The organism is Blastococcus sp. CCUG 61487, assembly GCF_005222955.1.
Taxonomy (GTDB): Bacteria; Actinomycetota; Actinomycetes; order Mycobacteriales; family Geodermatophilaceae; genus Blastococcus.
Genome location: NZ_LWUA01000157.1, coordinates 71762 through 90781, shown reverse-complemented (window position 1 = coordinate 90781; position 19020 = coordinate 71762). Strand labels below are relative to the sequence as shown.

At 72.3% G+C, this 19020-nt stretch carries 18 protein-coding genes; 5 read left to right on the top strand and 13 right to left on the bottom strand.

The window, feature by feature from the left end:
• Positions 1–42: 42 nt before the first annotated feature.
• From A6V29_RS09310 to A6V29_RS09280, 7 genes are all read right to left on the bottom strand, one after another.
• Complete coding sequence (locus tag A6V29_RS09310) at positions 43–2691, bottom strand: replicative DNA helicase (RefSeq protein ID WP_137160031.1); 2649 nt, start codon at positions 2689–2691, stop codon at positions 43–45.
• A 669-nt stretch (positions 2692–3360) separates the two neighbouring features.
• The gene (rplI, locus tag A6V29_RS09305; protein ID WP_137160030.1) at positions 3361–3807 is read right to left on the bottom strand and encodes a 50S ribosomal protein L9; all 447 of its coding nucleotides are present in this window, start codon (positions 3805–3807) and stop codon (positions 3361–3363) included.
• Positions 3808–3818: 11 nt separating this feature from the next.
• Positions 3819–4055: a 30S ribosomal protein S18 gene (gene rpsR, locus A6V29_RS09300; RefSeq protein WP_091377883.1), complete on the bottom strand. Its 237-nt coding sequence runs from the start codon at positions 4053–4055 to the stop codon at positions 3819–3821.
• Positions 4056–4097: 42 nt separating this feature from the next.
• The gene (locus A6V29_RS09295; RefSeq protein WP_137160029.1) at positions 4098–4586 is read right to left on the bottom strand and encodes a single-stranded DNA-binding protein; all 489 of its coding nucleotides are present in this window, start codon (positions 4584–4586) and stop codon (positions 4098–4100) included.
• 2 nt (positions 4587–4588) lie between these two features.
• Entirely contained in the window at positions 4589–4876 is a 288-nt protein-coding gene (gene rpsF, locus A6V29_RS09290; RefSeq protein WP_137160028.1) for a 30S ribosomal protein S6, read from the bottom strand.
• A 244-nt stretch (positions 4877–5120) separates the two neighbouring features.
• Positions 5121–5315, bottom strand: a complete 195-nt coding sequence (locus A6V29_RS09285) for a hypothetical protein (RefSeq protein ID WP_137160027.1) — start codon at positions 5313–5315, stop codon at positions 5121–5123.
• Positions 5291–6172, bottom strand: coding sequence for a hypothetical protein (locus A6V29_RS09280; protein ID WP_137160026.1), 882 nt, complete (start codon positions 6170–6172; stop codon positions 5291–5293). The genes A6V29_RS09285 and A6V29_RS09280 overlap by 25 nt, the downstream gene beginning before the upstream one ends.
• A 121-nt stretch (positions 6173–6293) precedes the next feature.
• Here A6V29_RS09280 and A6V29_RS09275 point away from each other — a divergent pair, with 121 nt between their 5' ends.
• Entirely contained in the window at positions 6294–7109 is an 816-nt protein-coding gene (locus A6V29_RS09275) for a deoxyribonuclease IV (protein WP_137160025.1), read from the top strand.
• 7 nt (positions 7110–7116) lie between these two features.
• On the opposite strand, the gene A6V29_RS09270 is transcribed toward A6V29_RS09275, so the two are convergent.
• From A6V29_RS09270 to A6V29_RS09260, 3 genes are all read right to left on the bottom strand, one after another.
• Positions 7117–8637, bottom strand: a complete 1521-nt coding sequence (locus A6V29_RS09270; protein ID WP_137160024.1) for a glycosyltransferase family 87 protein — start codon at positions 8635–8637, stop codon at positions 7117–7119.
• Positions 8638–8659: 22 nt separating this feature from the next.
• Positions 8660–10753: a transglycosylase domain-containing protein gene (locus A6V29_RS09265; RefSeq protein WP_249933137.1), complete on the bottom strand. Its 2094-nt coding sequence runs from the start codon at positions 10751–10753 to the stop codon at positions 8660–8662.
• Between the two features lie 534 nt (positions 10754–11287).
• Positions 11288–11701 (bottom strand): DUF5318 family protein, encoded by a 414-nt coding sequence (locus tag A6V29_RS09260; protein ID WP_137160022.1) that lies wholly within the window; start codon positions 11699–11701, stop codon positions 11288–11290.
• 138 nt (positions 11702–11839) lie between these two features.
• Between A6V29_RS09260 and A6V29_RS09255 the strand changes: the two genes are divergently transcribed.
• The 3 genes from A6V29_RS09255 to A6V29_RS09245 all read left to right on the top strand — a co-directional run bounded on the left by A6V29_RS09255 (position 11840) and on the right by A6V29_RS09245 (position 14502).
• Positions 11840–12445 carry a PadR family transcriptional regulator gene (locus A6V29_RS09255; RefSeq protein WP_249933136.1) on the top strand — a complete coding sequence of 202 codons (606 nt, stop codon included), beginning with the start codon at positions 11840–11842 and terminating at the stop codon, positions 12443–12445.
• Positions 12446–12521: 76 nt separating this feature from the next.
• Positions 12522–13601 carry an inositol-3-phosphate synthase gene (locus A6V29_RS09250; RefSeq protein WP_137160021.1) on the top strand — a complete coding sequence of 360 codons (1080 nt, stop codon included), beginning with the start codon at positions 12522–12524 and terminating at the stop codon, positions 13599–13601.
• A gap of 157 nt (positions 13602–13758) precedes the next feature.
• Entirely contained in the window at positions 13759–14502 is a 744-nt protein-coding gene (locus A6V29_RS09245) for a hypothetical protein (protein WP_137160020.1), read from the top strand.
• Positions 14503–14608: 106 nt separating this feature from the next.
• Here A6V29_RS09245 and A6V29_RS09240 read toward each other — a convergent pair whose 3' ends face one another.
• Positions 14609–15262 carry a YqgE/AlgH family protein gene (locus A6V29_RS09240; protein WP_137160019.1) on the bottom strand — a complete coding sequence of 218 codons (654 nt, stop codon included), beginning with the start codon at positions 15260–15262 and terminating at the stop codon, positions 14609–14611.
• Positions 15263–15338: 76 nt separating this feature from the next.
• On the opposite strand from A6V29_RS09240, the gene A6V29_RS09235 reads away from it, so the two are divergent.
• Positions 15339–16622 (top strand): MFS transporter, encoded by a 1284-nt coding sequence (locus A6V29_RS09235; protein WP_137160018.1) that lies wholly within the window; start codon positions 15339–15341, stop codon positions 16620–16622.
• A 10-nt stretch (positions 16623–16632) separates the two neighbouring features.
• Here the strand turns inward: A6V29_RS09235 and A6V29_RS09230 are convergent, their stop codons facing one another.
• Positions 16633–17523, bottom strand: a complete 891-nt coding sequence (locus tag A6V29_RS09230) for a matrixin family metalloprotease (protein WP_137160017.1) — start codon at positions 17521–17523, stop codon at positions 16633–16635.
• Complete coding sequence (locus A6V29_RS09225; RefSeq protein ID WP_249933135.1) at positions 17523–19016, bottom strand: CCA tRNA nucleotidyltransferase; 1494 nt, start codon at positions 19014–19016, stop codon at positions 17523–17525. The genes A6V29_RS09230 and A6V29_RS09225 overlap by 1 nt, the downstream gene beginning before the upstream one ends.
• Positions 19017–19020: the final 4 nt, after the last annotated feature.

Sequence of the window (19020 nt, the reverse complement as noted above, 5' to 3'; positions counted from 1 at the left end):
TACATCCTCACTGTCAGGCGCTGACCGCCCGTTCGCAACCTGTCAGCTGGCCATGTCCACGAACCGGCTGTAGTGGCCCTGGAAGGCGACGGTGACGTTGGCGGTAGGACCGTTGCGGTGCTTGACCAGCATGATGTCGGCCTCTCCAGCTCGCGGAGATTCCTTCTCGTACATGTCCTCGCGGTGGATCATCATCACCATGTCAGCGTCCTGCTCGATGCTGTTGTGGACGACGATTCCGTCGGCCACGAAGTTGTGGCCGCCGAGCACCGTCGCGTCGTAGACCTCCTCGACCACTCCCTGCTCGATCGAGACGATCTCGTCCCAGAGCAGGTCGTTGACCGCCTGCATCTCCAGCTCGGCGTCACCGAGGATCTCCGCCACCCGGCCGAGCCTCTCCCGACTGGGGCCGTGCTTCCACATGGCGCTGCCGCAGAACGCCGAACCCATCGCCGCCGCGAACGCCCGATGGCTCATCCCGCGCTCGGCGAGGACGTCGCGGACGCGCTCCCAGACCTGTGTGGGGATCGTGTCGACGTTGGTGTTGCCGGACTGCTCTCGGACGATCTCCAGCAGTCGCTCGGCGGCCTCGCCGCGGGCGCCGTGGACGCCGATCTCCCCGAGGAAGCGGCGCTGGTCGTCGCAGCCGCTGATGTCCAGCGTCCAGCCATCGCGGTAGCCGCTCTTCTTGACCCGGCGGATGCGGCTCGAGATGCCGAAGCGGAGCAGCAGTCGAGAGGCGTCATCGACGAGTGCTCGGCTGGTGGATGCGTAGTAGACGCGGCCGCCACGGCCGTTCTCGTTCAACGTCACCGACCCGTCGGTGGCCCACAGGTGACGCAGGAACATCGCGATCTGCTTCTTGGGCAGGCAGAACACCGGCTCCGGAACGAACTTCTCGTGGCTGCGGAGGCCGAACAGCCCGAGATCGTCCAACCACTCGGCGATCGGGTTGCGCCTGCCATGCGTGAGCGGGAACGGCGCACGCAAGCGCAGGGTCGTGCAGCGAGCGGCCGCGTAGTCGTCTCGGACGGCGACCACGCCGAAGTGCAGCGCGGCGTGGGTGACCGCCCGCAGGTTCTCCTCGTCGATCGAGGCGTAGCGCAGTGGCTGGCGCTTCACGAAGCTGCCGTCACCGATCAGGTGGGCAAGCAGCGTGACCTTCTCCTCCTCCCACACCGTCATGCGGTCCGGTGCCGGTACGTGCCTGGGAACGGCGATGCGGTCACCGGGCGCCAACTCACCGAGCGGGCGGAACCCGTCGTAGGTCAGGAATGGGTGGTTGGCGGTGGCCCGGATCGTCTTGCCCGAGGACGTGGTCAGCTGGAAGACCTGCTTCCGCCCTGTCGAGAAGGCGTGGGTGAGGTGCCTGCGCACGTAGCGCAGGTTGTCGTCGAGGGACCACACGGGGACGTCCTTCTCCCCGCGCTCGAACAATTCACCGATCGTCACCTCCGCGCCCGTGTCAGCGCGCAGGATCCGCGTGTCCGCGGTCAGACACCCCGACTCGCGGAGGTCGGAGAGCATCGGCTTCTTGTCCTGGCGCTGCTCCGAGCCACGGTTGAGCTGCGACATCGCGATGACCGGCACCTCTAGCTCCTTCGCGAGCAGCTTCAGGGCGCGGGAGAACTCCGAGACCTCCTGCTGCCGGCTCTCGACGCGCTTGCCCGACGTCATCAGCTGCAGGTAGTCGATGACCACGAGCTTGAGGTCGTTGCGCTGCTTGAGCCGCCGCGCCTTGGCCCGGATCTCCATCATCGTCATGTTCGGAGAGTCGTCGATGAACAGCGGCGCATCGGCGATCTCACCCATCCGCCGGGCGAGCTTCGACCAGTCCTCGTCGCTCAACGTGCCCGCGCGCATGTGGTGCAGCGGCACCTTCGCCTCGGCCGAGAGCAGACGCATCGTGATCTCGTGCTTGCTCATCTCCAGGCTGAAGATGGCGGCAGGCAGGTGGTGCTTTACGGAAGCGGATCGTGCGATATCTAGGCCCAACGTGGATTTGCCCACGCCAGGCCTGGCCGCGATGACGATCATCTGACCGGCCTGGAGACCGTTGGTCAGCTCGTCCAGGTCACGGATGCCGGTGGGCACGCCGCGGCTCACGCCGCCGCGGGACGCGATCGCGTCCAGCTCGTCCATCGTCGGCTGGAGGATGTCCTCGAGGCGCGAGTAGTCCTCGCTCATGCGCTTCTCGGTGACGTCGTAGATCTCCTGCTGGGCGCGGTCGACGATGTCGTCGACGTCGCCCCGCCCACCCGCCGCGCCGTACCCGAGCTGGACCACGCGGGTGCCGGCCTCCACCAGCCGCCGCAGCACGGCCTGCTCGGCCACGATCGCGGCGTAGTAGCCCGCGTTGGCCGCCGTGGGCGTGGAGGCGATGAGGGTGTGCAGGTAGACCGCGCCGCCCATCTTGGACAGCTGGTCGGTCCGGTTGAGCTCGGCGGCGACGGTGATGGCGTCGGCCGGCTCACCGCGGCCGTACAGGTCGAGGATGCAGTCGAAGATCACCTGGTGCGCGGGCCGGTAGAAGTCGTTCCCGTGCAGCACCTCGACGACGTCGGCGATCGCGTCCTTGCTCAGCAGCATCCCGCCGAGCACCGACTGCTCGGCCTGGACGTCCTGAGGGGGCTGCCGGTCGTACTCCGGCGCCGTCGCCGACGGCCGGCTGTACTCGTCGGCCACCGCCACGGGGATACCTCCATCTCCTGCAGGCGCGCCCGCAACCACCACTCACCGTGAGGAAGCCGGGAGTTCGGCGGGCGCCGCCGGTCCGAACGCGTGTTCGGAGCATTGCTACCGCCGGGCACTGACATTTCGCGCCCGGCGGCAGCTGAGGAGGACGTTAGGAAGCCGGACCGTGGCCGTCCAACACCTCGATCTGCACAACATGTGGACAAGTCGGTGGACGGAGGCGTGTCGACATGTGGAGACGGCCGGGGACATCGTGCGGGCGATCCACACCGCTGGGCGGTCCACCTGCGAGAACGCCGTCCTCAGGCTGTGGACGGGAAGTTCTCGGAAACTTTCTTCGCGAGCTGCCACGCGTGTTGCCGACGGGACGGACGGGGGTCGCGCCGCCAGTCCGGAGGACGACGAAGCCGGTGCCGTCCGGCTGGCACATGACGCCCGTCGAGGTCCCGCAGCCGCCCGCTCGGCCTCGCCCCCGCCGACCCACCCCCGTACGCCCGGAGGCGGTTTCCGACGGCGCGACGGCGACTACCGTGCGCATCCGGGCGGCCTCTGGCCTCCCGGAGACCGTCAGAGGCCGGCAGAGGCCGCAGACGCCGCGAGGGGCGCCGGACCGGAGTCCGACGCCCCTCGGGGACGAGTGAGAGCCACAGCCGGCCCTCAGGGGGTTCAGCCCGCGACGACGTCGATCGTCAACGAGCTGCTCACCTCGGGGTGCACTCGCACGGTGACGGTGTGCTGGCCCGTGGTCTTGATGCTGCTGGGCAGCTCGATCCGGCGACGGTCGAGCTCCGGGCCGCCGGCCGCGGTCACCGCAGCGGCGACGTCGGCGGTGGTGACGCGACCGAACAGCCGGCCACCCTCGCCTGCCCGGGCCGGCACCCGCACGGTGAGACCGGCCAGCCGGCCGGCCACGGCCTGCGCCTCTTCCAGCGAGGCCACCTCGCGGGCGGCACGCGCCCGGCGCAGCGACTCGACCTGCTTCTCCGCACCCCGGGTGGCCTTGATGGCCAGCCCGCGGGGCAGGAGGTAGTTGCGGCCGTAGCCGCCCTTGACCTCGACGGTGTCGCCGGAGGACCCGAGACCGGTGACCTCCTGCGTGAGGATCAGCTTCATCGTGCTCATGGTCAGCGCGCCGTCGAGGTGTAGGGCAGCAGAGCCATCTCGCGGCTGTTCTTCACGGCCACGGCGACGTCCCGCTGGTGCTGGCTGCAGTTGCCGCTGACGCGGCGGGCACGGATCTTGCCGCGGTCGGAGATGAACTTCCGCAGCAGGGTCGTGTCCTTGTAGTCGATGTAGGTCGCCTTGTCCTTGCAGAACTGGCAGACCTTCTTCTTGGGCTTGCGAACAGGGGGCTTGGCCACTGTCTCTCTCCAGGGAAAGTGAGCGAACTCAGGAAATCAGGATCAGAAGGGGGGCTCGTCGGACGGGCCGGCGGGCGTCGACCACGGGTCGCTCGCGCCGCCACCACCGCCACCGGAGGAGCCGAAGCCGCCTCCGCCGCCACCGAAACCGCCGCCTCCGTCACCGCGGGAGGCCTTGGTGACCTTCGCGGTGGCGTAGCGCAGCGAGGGGCCGATCTCGTCGACCTCCAGCTCGATGACGGTGCGCTTCTCGCCTTCCTTGGTGTCGAACGAGCGCTGCTTGAGCCGCCCGCTGACGATGACCCGCGAGCCGCGGGTGAGGGACTCGGCGACGTTCTCGGCCACCTGCCGCCAGACGTTGCACCGGAGGAACAGCGCTTCGCCGTCCTTCCACTCCTGCGTCTGGCGGTCGAAGGTGCGCGGCGTCGAGGCCACCGTGAAATTGGCGACGGCGGCACCGGACGGGGTGAACCGGAGCTCCGGGTCTGCCGTCAGGTTGCCCACGACGGTGATGACGGTCTCGCCGGCCATGGTCAGTGAGCCTCGGGGCGCATCAGCTTCGTGCGGAGCACCGACTCGTTCAGGTTCAGCTGGCGGTCCAGCTCCTGGACGGCAGCGGGCTCGGCCTGGATGTCGATGACGGCGTAGATGCCCTCGGCCTGCTTGTTGATCTCGTAGGCCATCCGGCGACGGCCCCAGATCTCGGTCTTGACGGTGCCACCGGACTTGGTGACGACGGTCAGGAACCTGTCGAGCGAGGGCGCGATGGTGCGCTCCTCGAGATCGGGGTCGAGGATGACCATCAGTTCGTAATTGCGCACGGAGAACCCCACCTCCTCTGGTCTCAGCGGCCGCAGCGGATCTGCAGCAGGAGGGTCATGCATGCGTCGCGCGCCCCGGCGAACTCGTTCGTGAGCCGGAACGCGCTCGACCAGGCTACCAGCGGCCGGCCGGCGGGTCCCCCGCCGTCCACAGCCGGAGCGGGTCGGGCCACCGCCCGGGTGGCCCCCACAGCACGCGGCCGCCGTCCCGGGAGGAGGACGGCGGCCGCGAATGACTACCGGGTCACCGCGTGGCGCGTGAGGCCTGGTGGGTGCGGACCAGGGCGGCGGTCACGGCGGCCAGTGCCACGACCGCGGCGAGGGCCGCGGCCGGCAGCGGCGTCGCGGTGGTGGCCGCGGCGTTCTCGGCCGCGGCGGCCTGCGCGGCGCTCTCCTCGTCGAGGGACGTGCCGTTCAGCCCGGCCAGCTTGCCGAACACCGGCACCGTCGCGCCGTCGTAGGTGCCCGGCAGGCCACCACCACCGGAGCGGGTGCCCCGGGCCTCGGCGGACCCGGCGCCGTCGGCACCGGGTGCGAAGAAGCGCTCGGGGTCGAAGGCCGGCGTGGCGCCGCCGTTGCGCGGGTCGAGCTGACCGGCGCCACCCAGTCCATAGGCGTACGGGGTGCCCGTCGGGACCATCTGCTGCGGCAGCGCGGCCTCCGGCGCGGCGCCGAGCCGGTCTGGGGCAGCGGGGCGCCGGGCGTCTGCGGCGGCGCGGGCAGGGCGCCGGACAGCGGCGGCAGCGGAACCGTCACCTGGGGCAGGGGCGGCAGGCCGATGCTAGGCAGGTTCGGCACCGCCGGGGCGATCGTCTGCACGACGTAGGGGATCGGGGCGGGGAGCGGAGGCAGGCTGGCCAGCGTCCGGTTGACGACGTCGTTGACGGTGATGCCCAGCGGGAGGTTCGCCTGCGGGACGACCCGGTAGGTGTAGGTGATCGTCCCGGCCGTGGCGGGGGCGGAGAACTTCCACGACGTGCTCTGCTCGGGCTGCAGCGCCCGCTGCTCGCCGAAGAAGCTCACCGTCACGTCGGTGTAGATCGTGGCGGAGACGCTGAGGATCCCGAGGTCGATCCCGCCGCGGTTCTCCGCCGGGATCTTGTTCACGAACGTCACCGTGCCGCCGGGGTCGACGCTCGCGACGGGCGGCGTCAGGTTCCTGATCTCGATCGTCGCGGACGGCGCAGCACCGGCCGGGGTAGCCAGCACGACGGCGAGGGCGGCGACGGAGAGCCACCCGAGGACCGCCGCGGCGACACCGCGCCGCGCGGTCCGGCGAATACGACCGGTAGCCATGGTGCGAAGTACCTCCGACTCGACCTACTGCTCGGTAACCCCCGTCACGCTGCAAGAACGAACATGTGTGAGCGCGGTTACGGCTAAACCTGGATCGACGGACGAACTAGGGTCGGTGGGCGTGGCTGAACACCCGATCGGCGTACACGTCGGTCCCGGTCTGACCGACGACGGCGAGCTGCTCGAGGGCGGGCCGCTGGCCCGGGCGGCGGAGATGGACGCCGACGGCGTCCAGGTCTTCCTGACCGATCCGCAGAGCTACAAGAACCCGAAGCCGCGCCCCGACCAGGACGCCCTGCTGGCCTCCGACGTCATGGTCGTCGTGCACGCCCCGTACATGCTCAACGTGGCGACGACCAACAACCGCATCCGGGTGCCGGGGCGCAAGCTGCTGGCCGCGCACGCCTCCGCTGCGGCGGCGATCGGCGCGGCGGGACTGGTGGTGCACGGCGGTCACGTGCTCGCCGAGGACGACCCGGCGGTCGGCATCGACAACTGGCGCAAGACTTTCGCCTACCAGGAGAAGGACGGCGGGTTCCCCCTGCCGGTGCTCATCGAGAACACCGCGGGCGGCGGCAACGCGATGGCCCGCGATCTCGACGCGATCGACCAGCTGTTCGACGCCGTCGGCCCGCTCGGCGCCGGCTTCGTGCTCGACACCTGCCACGCGTGGGCGGCGGGCTGGGACCTGGCGACCGTCGTCGACGACGTCCGCGCCCGCACCGGCCGGATCGACCTGGTCCACCTGAACAACAGCCGTGACCCGCACGGCTCCAGCCGCGACCGGCACGCGCCGCTGACCGGCGGTGAGATCCCGACGGAGTTGCTGGTCGAGGTCGCGCGGGCGGCGGACTGCCCGATCGTGCTGGAGACGCCCGGTGACGCGGCGAGTCACGCCGAGGAGATCGCCCTCCTGCGCGAGGCCCTGGGCGGCTGAGGCACTCCTACCTCACCGTTCGGCGTCCTCCCTCGCCGTCGACCACGAGGGAGGACCCCGGACGATCAGCTCTCCTGATCACCATCCGGTGGTCGGGGGCGTGGTCGAGCGGGCCGCCCGCCGGATCGTCCACACCCGGCCAGCTCGTGCGGACGACGTCGCCGTCGGGCCGGAGCACGTCCCGCACCACCAGCGCCATGAGGACGACGACGGCGACGTCCCGCAGCCCCACCGCGAGGAAGAACCACTCGACGTCGATGCCGCCGTTCTCGGTGCCCAGGTACCAGAGCATCCGCGGCACCCAGAGCAGCGCCTCGGTGGCCTGCCAGGCCAGCAGCGAGCGCCAGGCGGGCCGGGCGAGGACGGCGAGCGGCAGCAGCCACAGCGAGTACTGCGGGCTCCAGACCTTGTTCAGCAGCAGGAAGCCCGCGACGAGCAGGAAGGCCACCTGCGGCACGCGCGGACGCACCGGCGCGGCCAGGGTCAGCCAGCCGACCCCCAGGACGAGCAGGAGCATGGCCGCGGCGACGACGGCGTTGAGCACCACCGGCGTCTGCCCCTCGGCGAGGGAGCCGTCGAACAGCTCGCCGTCGCGCACGTGCCGCACGATGTTCCACACCGAGTCCGGATCGGCCGGCCGCACGCTGTTGAGCCTGAAGAACCGGCCCCAGTTCTCGAAGGACGCGAGCGCGACCGGCAGGTTGACCAGGAGCCAGGCGCCGGCCGCGCCGAGCGCCGCGCGCAGCCACGTCCGCAGCAGCCCGGCGCGCAGGCAGAGCAGGAACAGCGCGCCGAGGACGAGGACCGGGTACAGCTTGGCCGCCACCCCGAGGCCGAGCAGGACGCCGGCGAGCACCGGCATGCGGCGGGCCCAGGCCCACATGCCCAGCGTCGTGAGGGCGACCGCGAACAGGTCCCAGTTGGTGAAGGCGTGCACGACCAGGAGGGGCGACAGGCCGATCATCGCCGCGTCCCACGGCCGCCGGCCGGACAGCCCCAGCACGGCGCGCACCGTCACCAGGGCGCAGCACGACAGCAGCAGGCAGGTGACCAGGTAGTAGGCGTGCACCGGCGCCAGTTCGGGCAGCAGGGCGGTCGCCCCGGCGAGCCCGTCGTAGGCCCGGGCCAGCAGGGCGGCCAGCGCCATGAAGGCGCCGGTGAGCACCGGGTACTCGACCGAGGCGTCGAGGTAGGGGAGCGCGCCGCCGTCCAGGCCGTACAGCGAGAACAGCGGCACCGTGTCGGAGTAGCAGAGGTGGGTGTACTGGACGCCGTCCGCCCAGCGCCCGTCGGCGCAGGGCTCCTGCTTGATCCAGGCGAGGCTGAGCCCGAGGACGGCGTACAGCAGGCAGACCCGCAGCGGCGTCCAGAACGGCGCCCGGCCGGTCACCGCGTGCCGGCCCCACGGTCCGCCGACGGCCTCGCTGGCCTGCGCGACGACCGGGTCGGTCCGGGAGGGCACGACCCGGTCCGGGAACGCCTCGGGCCCGTCCGCGGGTGCGGACGGGCCCGAGGGTGTGCTGTTCACCGGGTCAGTGTGCTGGATCCGGTCAGTCGTCCCCGGGAACCCCGGGAAGCGGCCCGCTCCCCGGCTGCGGACCCGGTGCCGGTGTCCCGCCGCCACCGGTCGTGGGGGACGTCGGGGTCGGCGTCGGTGTCGGCGTGGGGGTGGGCGTCGGCGTCGGGGTGGGCGTGGGGGTGGGCGTGGGGGTCTGCGTCGGCTCCGGCGTCGCGGGCGTCTCCTCCGCTGGGGCCTCGGTCGGCTCCGGAGTCGGTTCCAGCACGCCCTCGCCGGTGTCGCCCTTGATGGTCGGCGAGCTGGGCAGCTTCTCCTTGGGGGTGTCCTGCAGAACGCTGTCCATGAACGTCTTCCAGATCTGACCGGGCAGACCGGCGCCGTAGATGATCCGCCCGCGCGCATCCCTGATCGGCTCGTAGGCGTCGGAGCCGATCCACACCGCGGTCGAGATCGACGGCGTGTAGCCGACCATCCAGGCGTCGGCGTTCTCGTCGTCCGACGAACCGACGGTGCCCGTCTTGCTGGCGCTCTCCCGGCCGCCGGCCAGCGCCCGCTTCGAGTACGAGGCGACCCCGCGCAGGGCGTACGTGACGTCGTTCGCCACCCGCGGGTCGATCACCTGCTCACCGGCCTGACCGGTGTTCTCCATCAGCAGGGTGCCCTCGCTGTCGGTCACCGTGGCGACGAAGTACGCGTCGCGGTGGATACCCCCGCTCGCGAACGTGCCGAACCCGACCGCCAGGTCGATGGGCCGCATGTCGTACTGGCCGATGCCCAGCCCGGGGCTCACGCCCGCCGTGGTGGGGTCGGCCAGCGTCCGCGTGTTCACGAACGACCTGTTGCCGCTCTCCCACGTCTCCGGGAGACCGGTGGTCGACAGGATCGTCTCGCGCACGTTCTCCGGGCCCACCTCGTAGGTGAGGCCGTAGAACGTGGTGTTCAGCGAGCGGGTGATCGCCTCTTCCAGGGTGCACGCCGGGCAGGAGGCGCCACCGGCGTTGCGGACCGGCTTGTCCGGCCGGTCGGGGAAGGTCTTCGACGCGCTGCCGTCCCGCCGTGCGGTGACGCTGATGCCGTCGTCCAGCGCGGTGGCCAGCACGAACGGCTTCACCGCGGAGCCCGGCTGCCGCTGGTTCATCGCGTAGTCGATGCCGGTGCCCGAGGCGCCGCCGTAGTAGGCCTGCACCGCGCCGCTGCGCGGGTCGACGGCCACCAGCGCCTCGCGCAGCACCTCGCGGGGTTCGCCCTCCATGACCTCGTTGATCGCCTGGACGGCGAGATCCTGGGAGCGCTTGTCGACGGTCGTGGTGATCTTCAGGCCGCCGCCGTAGATCTGGTCGTCTGTGTAGCCCTTCGCGCGCAGCTCGGCGAGCGCCCGCGTGACGATCAGCCCCTCGGGGCCCGGGGGGATCCCCATCGACGGTGCGACCTTGGGCAGCACCGGGGGGTACACCGACTGGGCCCGCTCCTCCTCGGTGAGCCAGCCCTCCTGCACCATCGCGTCCAGCACCCGGCCCCAGCGGTCCTGCGCGCCCTCGGGGTTGCTCTCCGGGTCGTAGGCGCTGGGGCTCCGGATGAGCACCGCGAGCACGGCCGCCTGCTGGGCGGTCAGCTCGGCGGCCGGCACGCCGAAGTAGGTCTTCGCCGCGGACTCGATGCCGTAGGCGCCGCGCCCGTAGTAGATGGTGTTCAGGTAGTTCTCGAGGATCTGCTCCTTCGAGTAGTTGTTGTCCAGCTTGATGGCCAGGAAGAGCTCCTGGAACTTGCGGCTGAACGTCTGCTCGGAGTTCTGCAGGATCGCGTTCTTCACGTACTGCTGGGTGATCGTCGAGCCGCCCTGCGTGGCGCCGCCGGTGACGTTGTTCCACGCGGCGCGGACGATGCCCGTCGCCGAGATGCCGGGGTCGGTGTAGAAGTCGCGGTTCTCCGCGGCCAGGACGGCGTGCTGCGCGGGCAGGCTCACCTGGTCCAGGCGGACGTTCGTGCGGTTCTCGTCGCCGAGCCGCGCCAGTTCGGTGGTGCCGTCCGCGTAGTAGACGACCGTGGTCTGGGCGTTGGTGATCGAGTCGGGGCTGGGCACGTCCGTGCTGGCGTAGACGACGCCCACGAAGACGCCGAGCAGCACGAACAGCCCACCGAGGACGCCGAAGCCGATCTTCAGCCTGCGTCTGCGGCGCTGCTTCGTGGTCCGCGCCGGGCGCTTGCCGTTGCCGCCAGCGGGGCGTCCACCGGCGGGCGGGCGGCCCGAACCGGGGGGACGGCCACCGGAACCGGGCGGCCGGCCACCTCCGCCGCCACCGGGCGGTCGGCCCCCTCCGGAGGCAGGAGGTCGCCCGCCACCGGCGCCCGAACGGCTCGCGGTCATGCGGCCCCGGCCGCTGGAAGCGGTGGGACGGCGGGCGCCACCACCGCCACCCGTGCTGCGGGTGCGGGAGGGAGCGGGACGGCGCACCGAACCGGAGCGCGGTCCGACGGGGGAGGTCTCGTCGTGGATCGGCACGCGGACGTTCTCCCTTCCTTGCTGTGGTCGGCGACGGGGGGTGCCCGGTCGCAGCGTGGCGTGTTCAGGTGTGGACATGGGTGAGGCGGGGGTCCGGCGGCACCCGCCAGGGACTGCTGTGCCGGGAGGGGCTCGGCGGGACGGCGCCGGCGGGCGGCGCTAGTCGGTCGCGGCGCGGCGTCGCCCCCGTCGGGGCTGCTGCCCCGGGATCGGCTCGACACCGAGGACGTACGAGCACTCGAGGTGGTTCCAGCCGCAGCTCCGGCAGACTTCGACGGCGTACACGGTGAACTCCTCCTGGGCGGCGTCCATCCGGGCCAGCTCGACCGGCGTCTTCGCCTGGCCCGCCACGTGACCCAGGTGGTCGCCGTACACGTAGTTCACCCGGGTGAGCCGCTCCTTGCGGCACACCGGGCACGGGGTGTCGAGTGCCTCGCCGTGGTACTTGGCCGCCCGCGACAGGTAAGGGCTGGCGTCGCAGACCTCGAACAGACCGGTGCGCCCGGACTGCACGCCGGCGAGGACGGCTCGCCGCTGCAGCGAGTAGTCCACGACGGATCGACGTCCGGGCACCGCGCCAGAGTACGTGCCCGACCGGGGTGACCGGGGACTCAGCGATCTGTGCCACACGGTGTCGCGAGCAGAGGGCGGTTCGGAGAACCGCGATCTCGTTGTATCGTCGCGATACATCGGTCGTAGGAGCGAGGGGGCGTGGTGCTCGAGTTCGCCATCCTCGGTCTGCTGCACCAGGCCCCGATGCACGGGTACGAGCTGCGCAAGCAGCTCGCGCAGGTGCTCGGGGGCCTGCGCAGCATCTCCTACGGCTCGCTCTACCCCGCGCTCAAGCGGATGCGGGCGGCCGGGCTCATCAGCACTGACGACCCGGAGCCGCACGCGCTGCTGCCGGCGGACGCTCCGCCGCTCACCGGCCGGCGCGGGAAGGTGGTCTACACGATCACCGCCGAAGGCAAGGAGCGCTTCCACGACCTGGTCAGCCAGACCGGGCCGGAGGCGTACGACGACGGCGGGCTCTTCGGCGTCCGTCTCGCCTTCTTCCGGCACACGGCTGCCGACGTGCGACTGCGGATCCTCGAGGGCCGCCGTCGCACGGTCGAACGGCAGCGGGAAGGGTTGCGGTCCTCACTGTCGCGGACCCGTGAGCGGCTCGACCGCTACACCCTCGAGCTGCAGCGCCACGGCCTGGAGTCGGTGGACCGCGAGGTCCGCTGGCTCTCGGAGCTGATCGATTCCGAGCGCCGCGAGGCGTCGGAGAACACCGCAGGGCGCGAGGAGCCGGACGCCGCACAGGCGCCCTGAGCCGCCGAACGTCAACCGCGGACCGCATCCGGTCCGCGTCCATCGGGCCCACAGGGGGTCCAGGGGAAGGAGAGTCATGGGGTCCGTGAAGGTCGCCATCGTCGGGGTGGGCAACTGCGCCGCCTCACTGGTGCAGGGCGTGCACTACTACCGCGACGCGGACGAGACCTCGTCCGTGCCCGGACTCATGCACGTCCGCTTCGGCGAGTACCACGTCTCGGACGTCGAGTTCGTCGCCGCGTTCGACGTCGACGCCAAGAAGGTCGGCCGTGACCTCTCCGAGGCCATCGTCGCCAGCGAGAACAACACCATCAAGATCTGCGACGTCCCGCCGCTGGGCGTGACCGTGCAGCGCGGCACCACCCTCGACGGGCTGGGCCGGTACTACCGCGAGATGGTCGAGGAGTCCGACGAGCAGCCGGTCGACGTCGTCGCCGCCCTGCGCGAGTCCGGCGCCGACGTCCTCGTCTGCTACCTCCCCGTGGGTTCGCAGGAGGCCGCCGAGTTCTATGCCCAGGCCGCGATCGACGCCGGGGTCGGGTTCGTCAACGCCCTCCCGGTCTTCATCGCCGGCACCAAGGAGTGGGCGGACAAGTTCACCGCCGCCGGTGTGCCGATCGTCGGTGACGACATCAAGAGCCAGGTGGGCGCGACCATCACCCACCGCGTGCTGGCCAAGCTGTTCGAGGACCGCGGCGTGCAGCTCGACCGCACGATGCAGCTCAACGTCGGCGGCAACATGGACTTCAAGAACATGCTCGAGCGCGAGCGCCTGGAGTCCAAGAAGATCTCCAAGACCCAGGCCGTCACCAGCCAGGTCGACCGCGACATGGGCGTCGGCAACGTGCACATCGGTCCCTCGGACCACGTTCCGTGGCTGAGCGACCGCAAGTGGGCCTACGTGCGCCTCGAAGGCCGCGCGTTCGGCGACGTCCCGCTGAACCTGGAGTACAAGCTCGAGGTCTGGGACTCCCCGAACTCGGCCGGCATCATCATCGACGCCGTCCGCGCGGCCAAGATCGCCAAGGACCGCGGCATCGGTGGACCGATCCTCTCGGCGTCCTCGTACTTCATGAAGTCGCCGCCGGTGCAGTACGACGACAGCCAGGCGCGCGACGCCGTGGAGGCGTTCATCCGCGGCGACATCGAGCGCTGAAAGAGGACCTCTCAGCCCCCCACGCCTCGCACGCTCGGCGCGGGACCCTGCTGAGAGGCCGTTCCATCAGGTTCCGGGCCCGCACTCCCGTCACGGGGGTGCGGGCCCTGCCGCGTCGCGCCACGGTCGGCGGTCCGTCGCTGCCTACGCTCGGCGCATGCTCTCCCGGGTGCTCCCCGCCGCCGCGCTGGCGCTGGCCCTGCTGGCCGGCTGCGCGGACGGGGACGGCCGTCGGGAGGCCGGGTCGGCCGTCACCGAGGAGGAGGCCGATCTCCTGGCCGGACTGCTCCACCGCAACCACACCGACGGCGGAGCGGACTTCGTGGTCACCGCCCCCTACGGCCCGGGATCGGTCCTGACGCTGACGGGGGAGGTCGACTTCCGGGAAGGCCTCGGGCGCGCGCAGGCGGTCGTCGACGTCGAGGACGTCGCCCACGCCCGCAGCCTCTTCTTCACCCGCGAGGACCTCTGGATCGGCGATCTGCCCGACGACGAGAGCCTCCCGGCCGACGTGGCCTACCTGCACCGTCCCCTGGCCGGCGCGGACGAGCCCACCCGACCGCTGGTCGACGTCCTGGTCACCGTCCTGCTCGGGCTCTCGGCCGAGGCCGACGACGAGCCGGCCGCCTTCCTCGACGGCGGCTACACGTGGGAGGGGCGGCGCTCGATCGACGGGCGGCCGACGGCCCTGTTCGGACTGCCCGGGGACCGCACCGTCGCCGTCTCGTCGACCGACGACGTCCTCGTGCAGTTCACGACGCCCGTGCCCGCGGAGACCGGTGATCTCGAGGTGACGACGACGCTGGCCGAGCACGGTCGGCGGGCGCTGGACCTACCGGCCGAGACGCAGACGGCGTCGGCGGGCGACCATCCGGAGCTCGCGGCCTCGCTGGGGCTGTAGCGCCCGCACAGCGGCTGGAGACAGTGGGAGGGGGCGGCCTCTTCCCCAGACCGCCCCCACCCGCGTCCTTCCTACCAGACGAGCGCCGTTCTGGCTCGCCTTTCGGTCAGTTCTGCGTCGGGTCGTCCGGCGCGGTGCGCAGGACCGCGAGGCGGCCGGCCTGCCGTGCCATCACCCGCCGCCACAGCTGCGGGCCGGACTCGCCGAGCAGGACGTCGTCCGGATGGCCGGGCACGCAGGCCCACGCTCCCTCGGCGATCTCCTCGGCCAGCTGCCCCGGCGACCAGCCGGCGTACCCCGCGAAGACCCGCAGGCCCTCGACCTGTCCGGTCAGCAGCTCCGGGTCGGCGTCCAGGTCGACGAGGTGCACGTCCCCGACCACCGGGCGCAGCCCGGGCACCGGCGATGCGCAGCGCGCCAGGCACAGCGCGGTGTCGGTCTCGCAGGGCCCGCCCACGTGGAACACGGCCGGGGCGACGGCGAGGTCGCACCACCCCGGCAGGACGTCGCGGATCTCCACCTGGCTGGGCTTGCCGAGCACGACGCCCAGGGTGCCGGTGGCGGAGTGGTCCAGGACGTAGACCACCGCCCCGGCGAAGGTGGGATCGGTGAGCGACGGCATCGCCACGAGCAGTGCTCCGGGACGGACGTCCTCGATCCCGCCGACGGAGAGCGTCGGCACGGCCGGACGGCGGCCACCGGTGACGGGCCGCGCAGGGGGTCCGGAGTCGGGATCGGGCAACGCGGGCGGCGGGCTCATCTCCTCCAGTGTGCCCCACTCCGGCGTCGGTGGCCGGGTCGTCGGAGGGCCGTCCGATCGGCCGTATGGTGACCGCGTGGAGGAGGCGGGGGCTCCGGTGCGCTCCGTCCTGGCCCGGCCGGACTTCCGCCGGCTGCTCGCCACCCGCCTGTCCTCGCAGTTCGGGGACGGCGTCTTCCAGGCGGCGTTGGCCGGCACGGTGCTGTTCAACCCCCAGCGGGCCGCCGACCCCCTCGACGTGGCCGCCGGGTTCGCCATCCTGCTGCTGCCGTACTCGTTCGTCGGTCCCTTCGCCGGCGTGTGGCTCGACCGGTGGAGCCGACGCTCGGTGCTGCAACTGGCCAACGTGACGCGGGCCGGGCTGGTCGCCGTCGTCGCCGCCGTCATCCTGGCCGGCATCGAGGGGGTCGGGCTGTACGTCGCCGGACTCGCCGTCTTCTCGGTGAACAGGTTCATCCTGGCGGCGCTGTCCGCGGGGCTGCCGCACACCACCGACGACCTCGTCCCGGCGAACGCGATCTCCACGACGTCCGGCGCGGTCGCCGCCGTCGTCGGGGGTGGCGCCGCCCTCCTGCTGCTGCCGCTCGTCGGGGCCGGTGACCCTGGCTACGCCGCGATCGCCCTGGCCGCCGCCCTGCCCTACCTCGCCGCCGCGCTGGTGGTGTCGGGGTTCGACCGGGGCTACCTGGGGCCGGACGCGAGCACCCGGCGCGCGGCGCCGTCGGCCCGGAGCGTCCTCGACGGCATGGTCGCCGGTGTCCGGCACGTCTGGGCCCGCCCGCCCGCGGCCGCGGCGCTGGCCGCCATCGGCGTGCAGCGCCTTTCCTTCGGGCTGCTCACGCTGATGACGCTGCTGCTGTACCGCGGCCCCTTCGAGGGCGAGGGCGGGCTCTTCCCCGGGGGGCTGGCCGGCCTCGGCCAGCTGGTCGCGGCGATGGCGATCGGGTCGCTGCTGGCCGCCGTCGTCACGCCACCGGCGGTGCGGCGCCTCGGCCGGGTCCGCTGGATCGTCGTCCTGCTCCTGTGCGGCGCGGTGGTGCAGGTGCTGCTCGGGCTGCCGTTCCGCCCCGCGCCGCTGGTCGTCGGCGGGTTCGTCCTCGGGCTGGTCGGCCAGGGCGTGAAGATCTGCGTCGACGCGACGCTGCAGGACTGCATCGAGGACGACGTCCGCGGTCGGGTCTTCTCCGTCTACGACACCCTGTTCAACGTCGCGTTCGTGGCCGCGATCGCGGCCGGTGCGTTCCTGCTGCCCGAGACCGGCCGCTCGGTGCCGGCCATGCTCACCGTGGGCGCGGGTTACCTGCTCGCCGCGGTCGTCTTCCTCCGCATCCGGCGCCGCCGCACGGTCCCGGCGGGCTGAGCGGACCGGCTCACAGCTCCGGCACGCACGGCCCCGACCCGAGCCGCGCGAGGCCGGTGAGGTCGCCGCCGGCGAGGTAGCCGGGCGCGTTCTCCACCTTCGGGAACATCAGCTGCGCCGCGTCGTCGACGTGGGTGAGCCCGACGAGGTGCCCGAGCTCGTGCAGCACGACCCCGCGCACGATCCCCCGGCCGTCCCGGCGCTCGAGGACGGGGCCCAGCTGCGGCGCGTCGAGGGCCACCGTACCGGTCACGTACACCCGTGGTCCCTCCCCGAGGGAGACGGCCGCGCTCCCGGCCTGCCCGACCACGTCCCCGGCGAGCGCGGGCACCTCCTGCTCGGTCGCCCACCCGATGAGGACCGGCGGCCAGCGGTCGCCGTAGCGCTCCGGCTGGAAGACCGGCCGGTCGACCACCAGCGGCTCGTCGCTGTACCCGTCGTGGACGAACCGCAGCCCGGTCACCTCGGCGATGCGGGCCACCGCCTCGTGGACGATCTCCTCGGCTCCCGGCGGCGCGCCCTGGGGCCGGAGGACGTAGTGCACCGGCCGGCACGGGTCGTACGCCACCGGGGTGACGCCGTCGTCCTGGAAGCTCGTGAAGGCGTGCGTCCCGCCGCCCGGCGGCGGCGGGAGGGGCGTGCCGAGCGGCGTGGCGCTGCGGTCCGCGGCGGGGGTGGGCCGGTCCCGGGGCCGTTCCGGGACCGGGGGCGGGGCTTCCGGGACGGCGGCCGGCGCGCCGACGGGGACCACCCACGGGATCCCGCCGGGGCCGGAGAGGGCGCCGGCGGCGAGGACGGCGGCCACGACGCTGAGCACGGCCAGCACGTCGCGCAGGAGCCGCCGCAGGAACCGCACGGAACCCTTCTCGGCAGCGCGCGCGGGCTCCGCGACCGAGGACATCAGTCCTGCTGCCGGGACCACCACTCGCGCAGGGCCGCCTCGGCCTCGTCCCGCTCCAGCGGACCCCGCTCGAGCCGCAGCTCCTTGAGGTAGCGCCACGCCCGCCCGACGTCGGGGCCCGGCGGCAGGTCGAGCAGCTCCATGATCGCGTTGCCGTCCAGATCGGGGCGCACCCGCGCGAGGTCCTCGGCGGCCGACAGCTCCGCGATCCGCGCCTCCAGCGAGTCGTACGTCTCCGCCAGTGCGGCGGCCCGCCGGCGGTTGCGCGTCGTGCAGTCCGACCGCACCAGCTTGTGCAGCCGGGGCAGTAGCTCACCGGCGTCGGTCACGTAGCGCCGCACCGCCGAGTCGGTCCACTCGCCGCGGCCGTAGCCGTGGAACCGCAGGTGCAGGAAGGTCAGCCGGGAGACCGCCTCCACGACGTCCTTGGGGTACTTCAGCGCCTGCAGCCGCTTGCGCACCAGCTTCGCGCCCACCACCTCGTGGTGGTGGAAGGAGACCCGGCCGCGCGGCTCGTGCCGACGGGTCGCCGGCTTGCCGATGTCGTGCAGGAGGGCGGCCAGGCGCAGCACCAGGTCCGGCGACTCGTGCTCCGGATCGGCCAGCTCCAGGGCGATGGCCTGGTCCAGCACGGTGAGCGAGTGGCTGTAGACGTCCTTGTGCTGGTGGTGCTCGTCGATCTCCATCCGCAGCGCCGAGAGCTCGGGCAGCACGACGTCGGCCAGCCCGGTCTCGACGAACAGCTCGAGTGCCGTGCGCGGGGAGTCCTGCAGCAGCGTCTTCGTCAGCTCCGCCTGCACGCGCTCGGCGGTGATCCGGCTCAGCTCGCCGGACATCGCGGTCATCGCGGCGACGACGTCGTCCTCGGGCTGCAGGCCCAGCTGGGCGACGAAACGGACCGCGCGCAGCATCCGCAGCGGATCGTCGGCGAAGGAGTCCTCCGGCGGGCCGGGCGTGCGCAGCCGCCGGCGCATGAGGTCGCCGAGCCCGCCGAAGGGGTCGGTGACGGTGCGGTCGGGACCGAGGGAGACGGCCATGGCGTTGACGGTGAAGTCGCGGCGGGCGAGGTCGTCGACGAGCGAGCTGCCCCAGGCCACCTCGGGGTTGCGCGACTCGCGGTCGTAGCGGTCGGCGCGGAAGGTGGTGATCTCCAGTCGGGCGCCGCGGACCTCCGCCCCGACGGTGCCGAACGCGATGCCGGTGTTCCACGTGGAACCGGCCCAGCCGTGCAGCAGCTCGAGCACCTGCTCCGGCCGGGCGTCGGTGGTCAGGTCCAGGTCACCGGTGTGCACCGAGAGCAAGGCGTCGCGCACCGATCCGCCGACCAGGTGCACCTGGAACCCGGCCGCGGTGAACCGCCGCCCCACCTCGTCGAGGACGGGGGAGAGGTCGACCAGCTGGCGCACGGTCTCCTGCACGGCGGCCGGAACCGGCTGCGGCTGGGGGCGGGGCGCACCGGTGCTGGCCGGACGACTCGGCGGCGGGGCGGACACGACC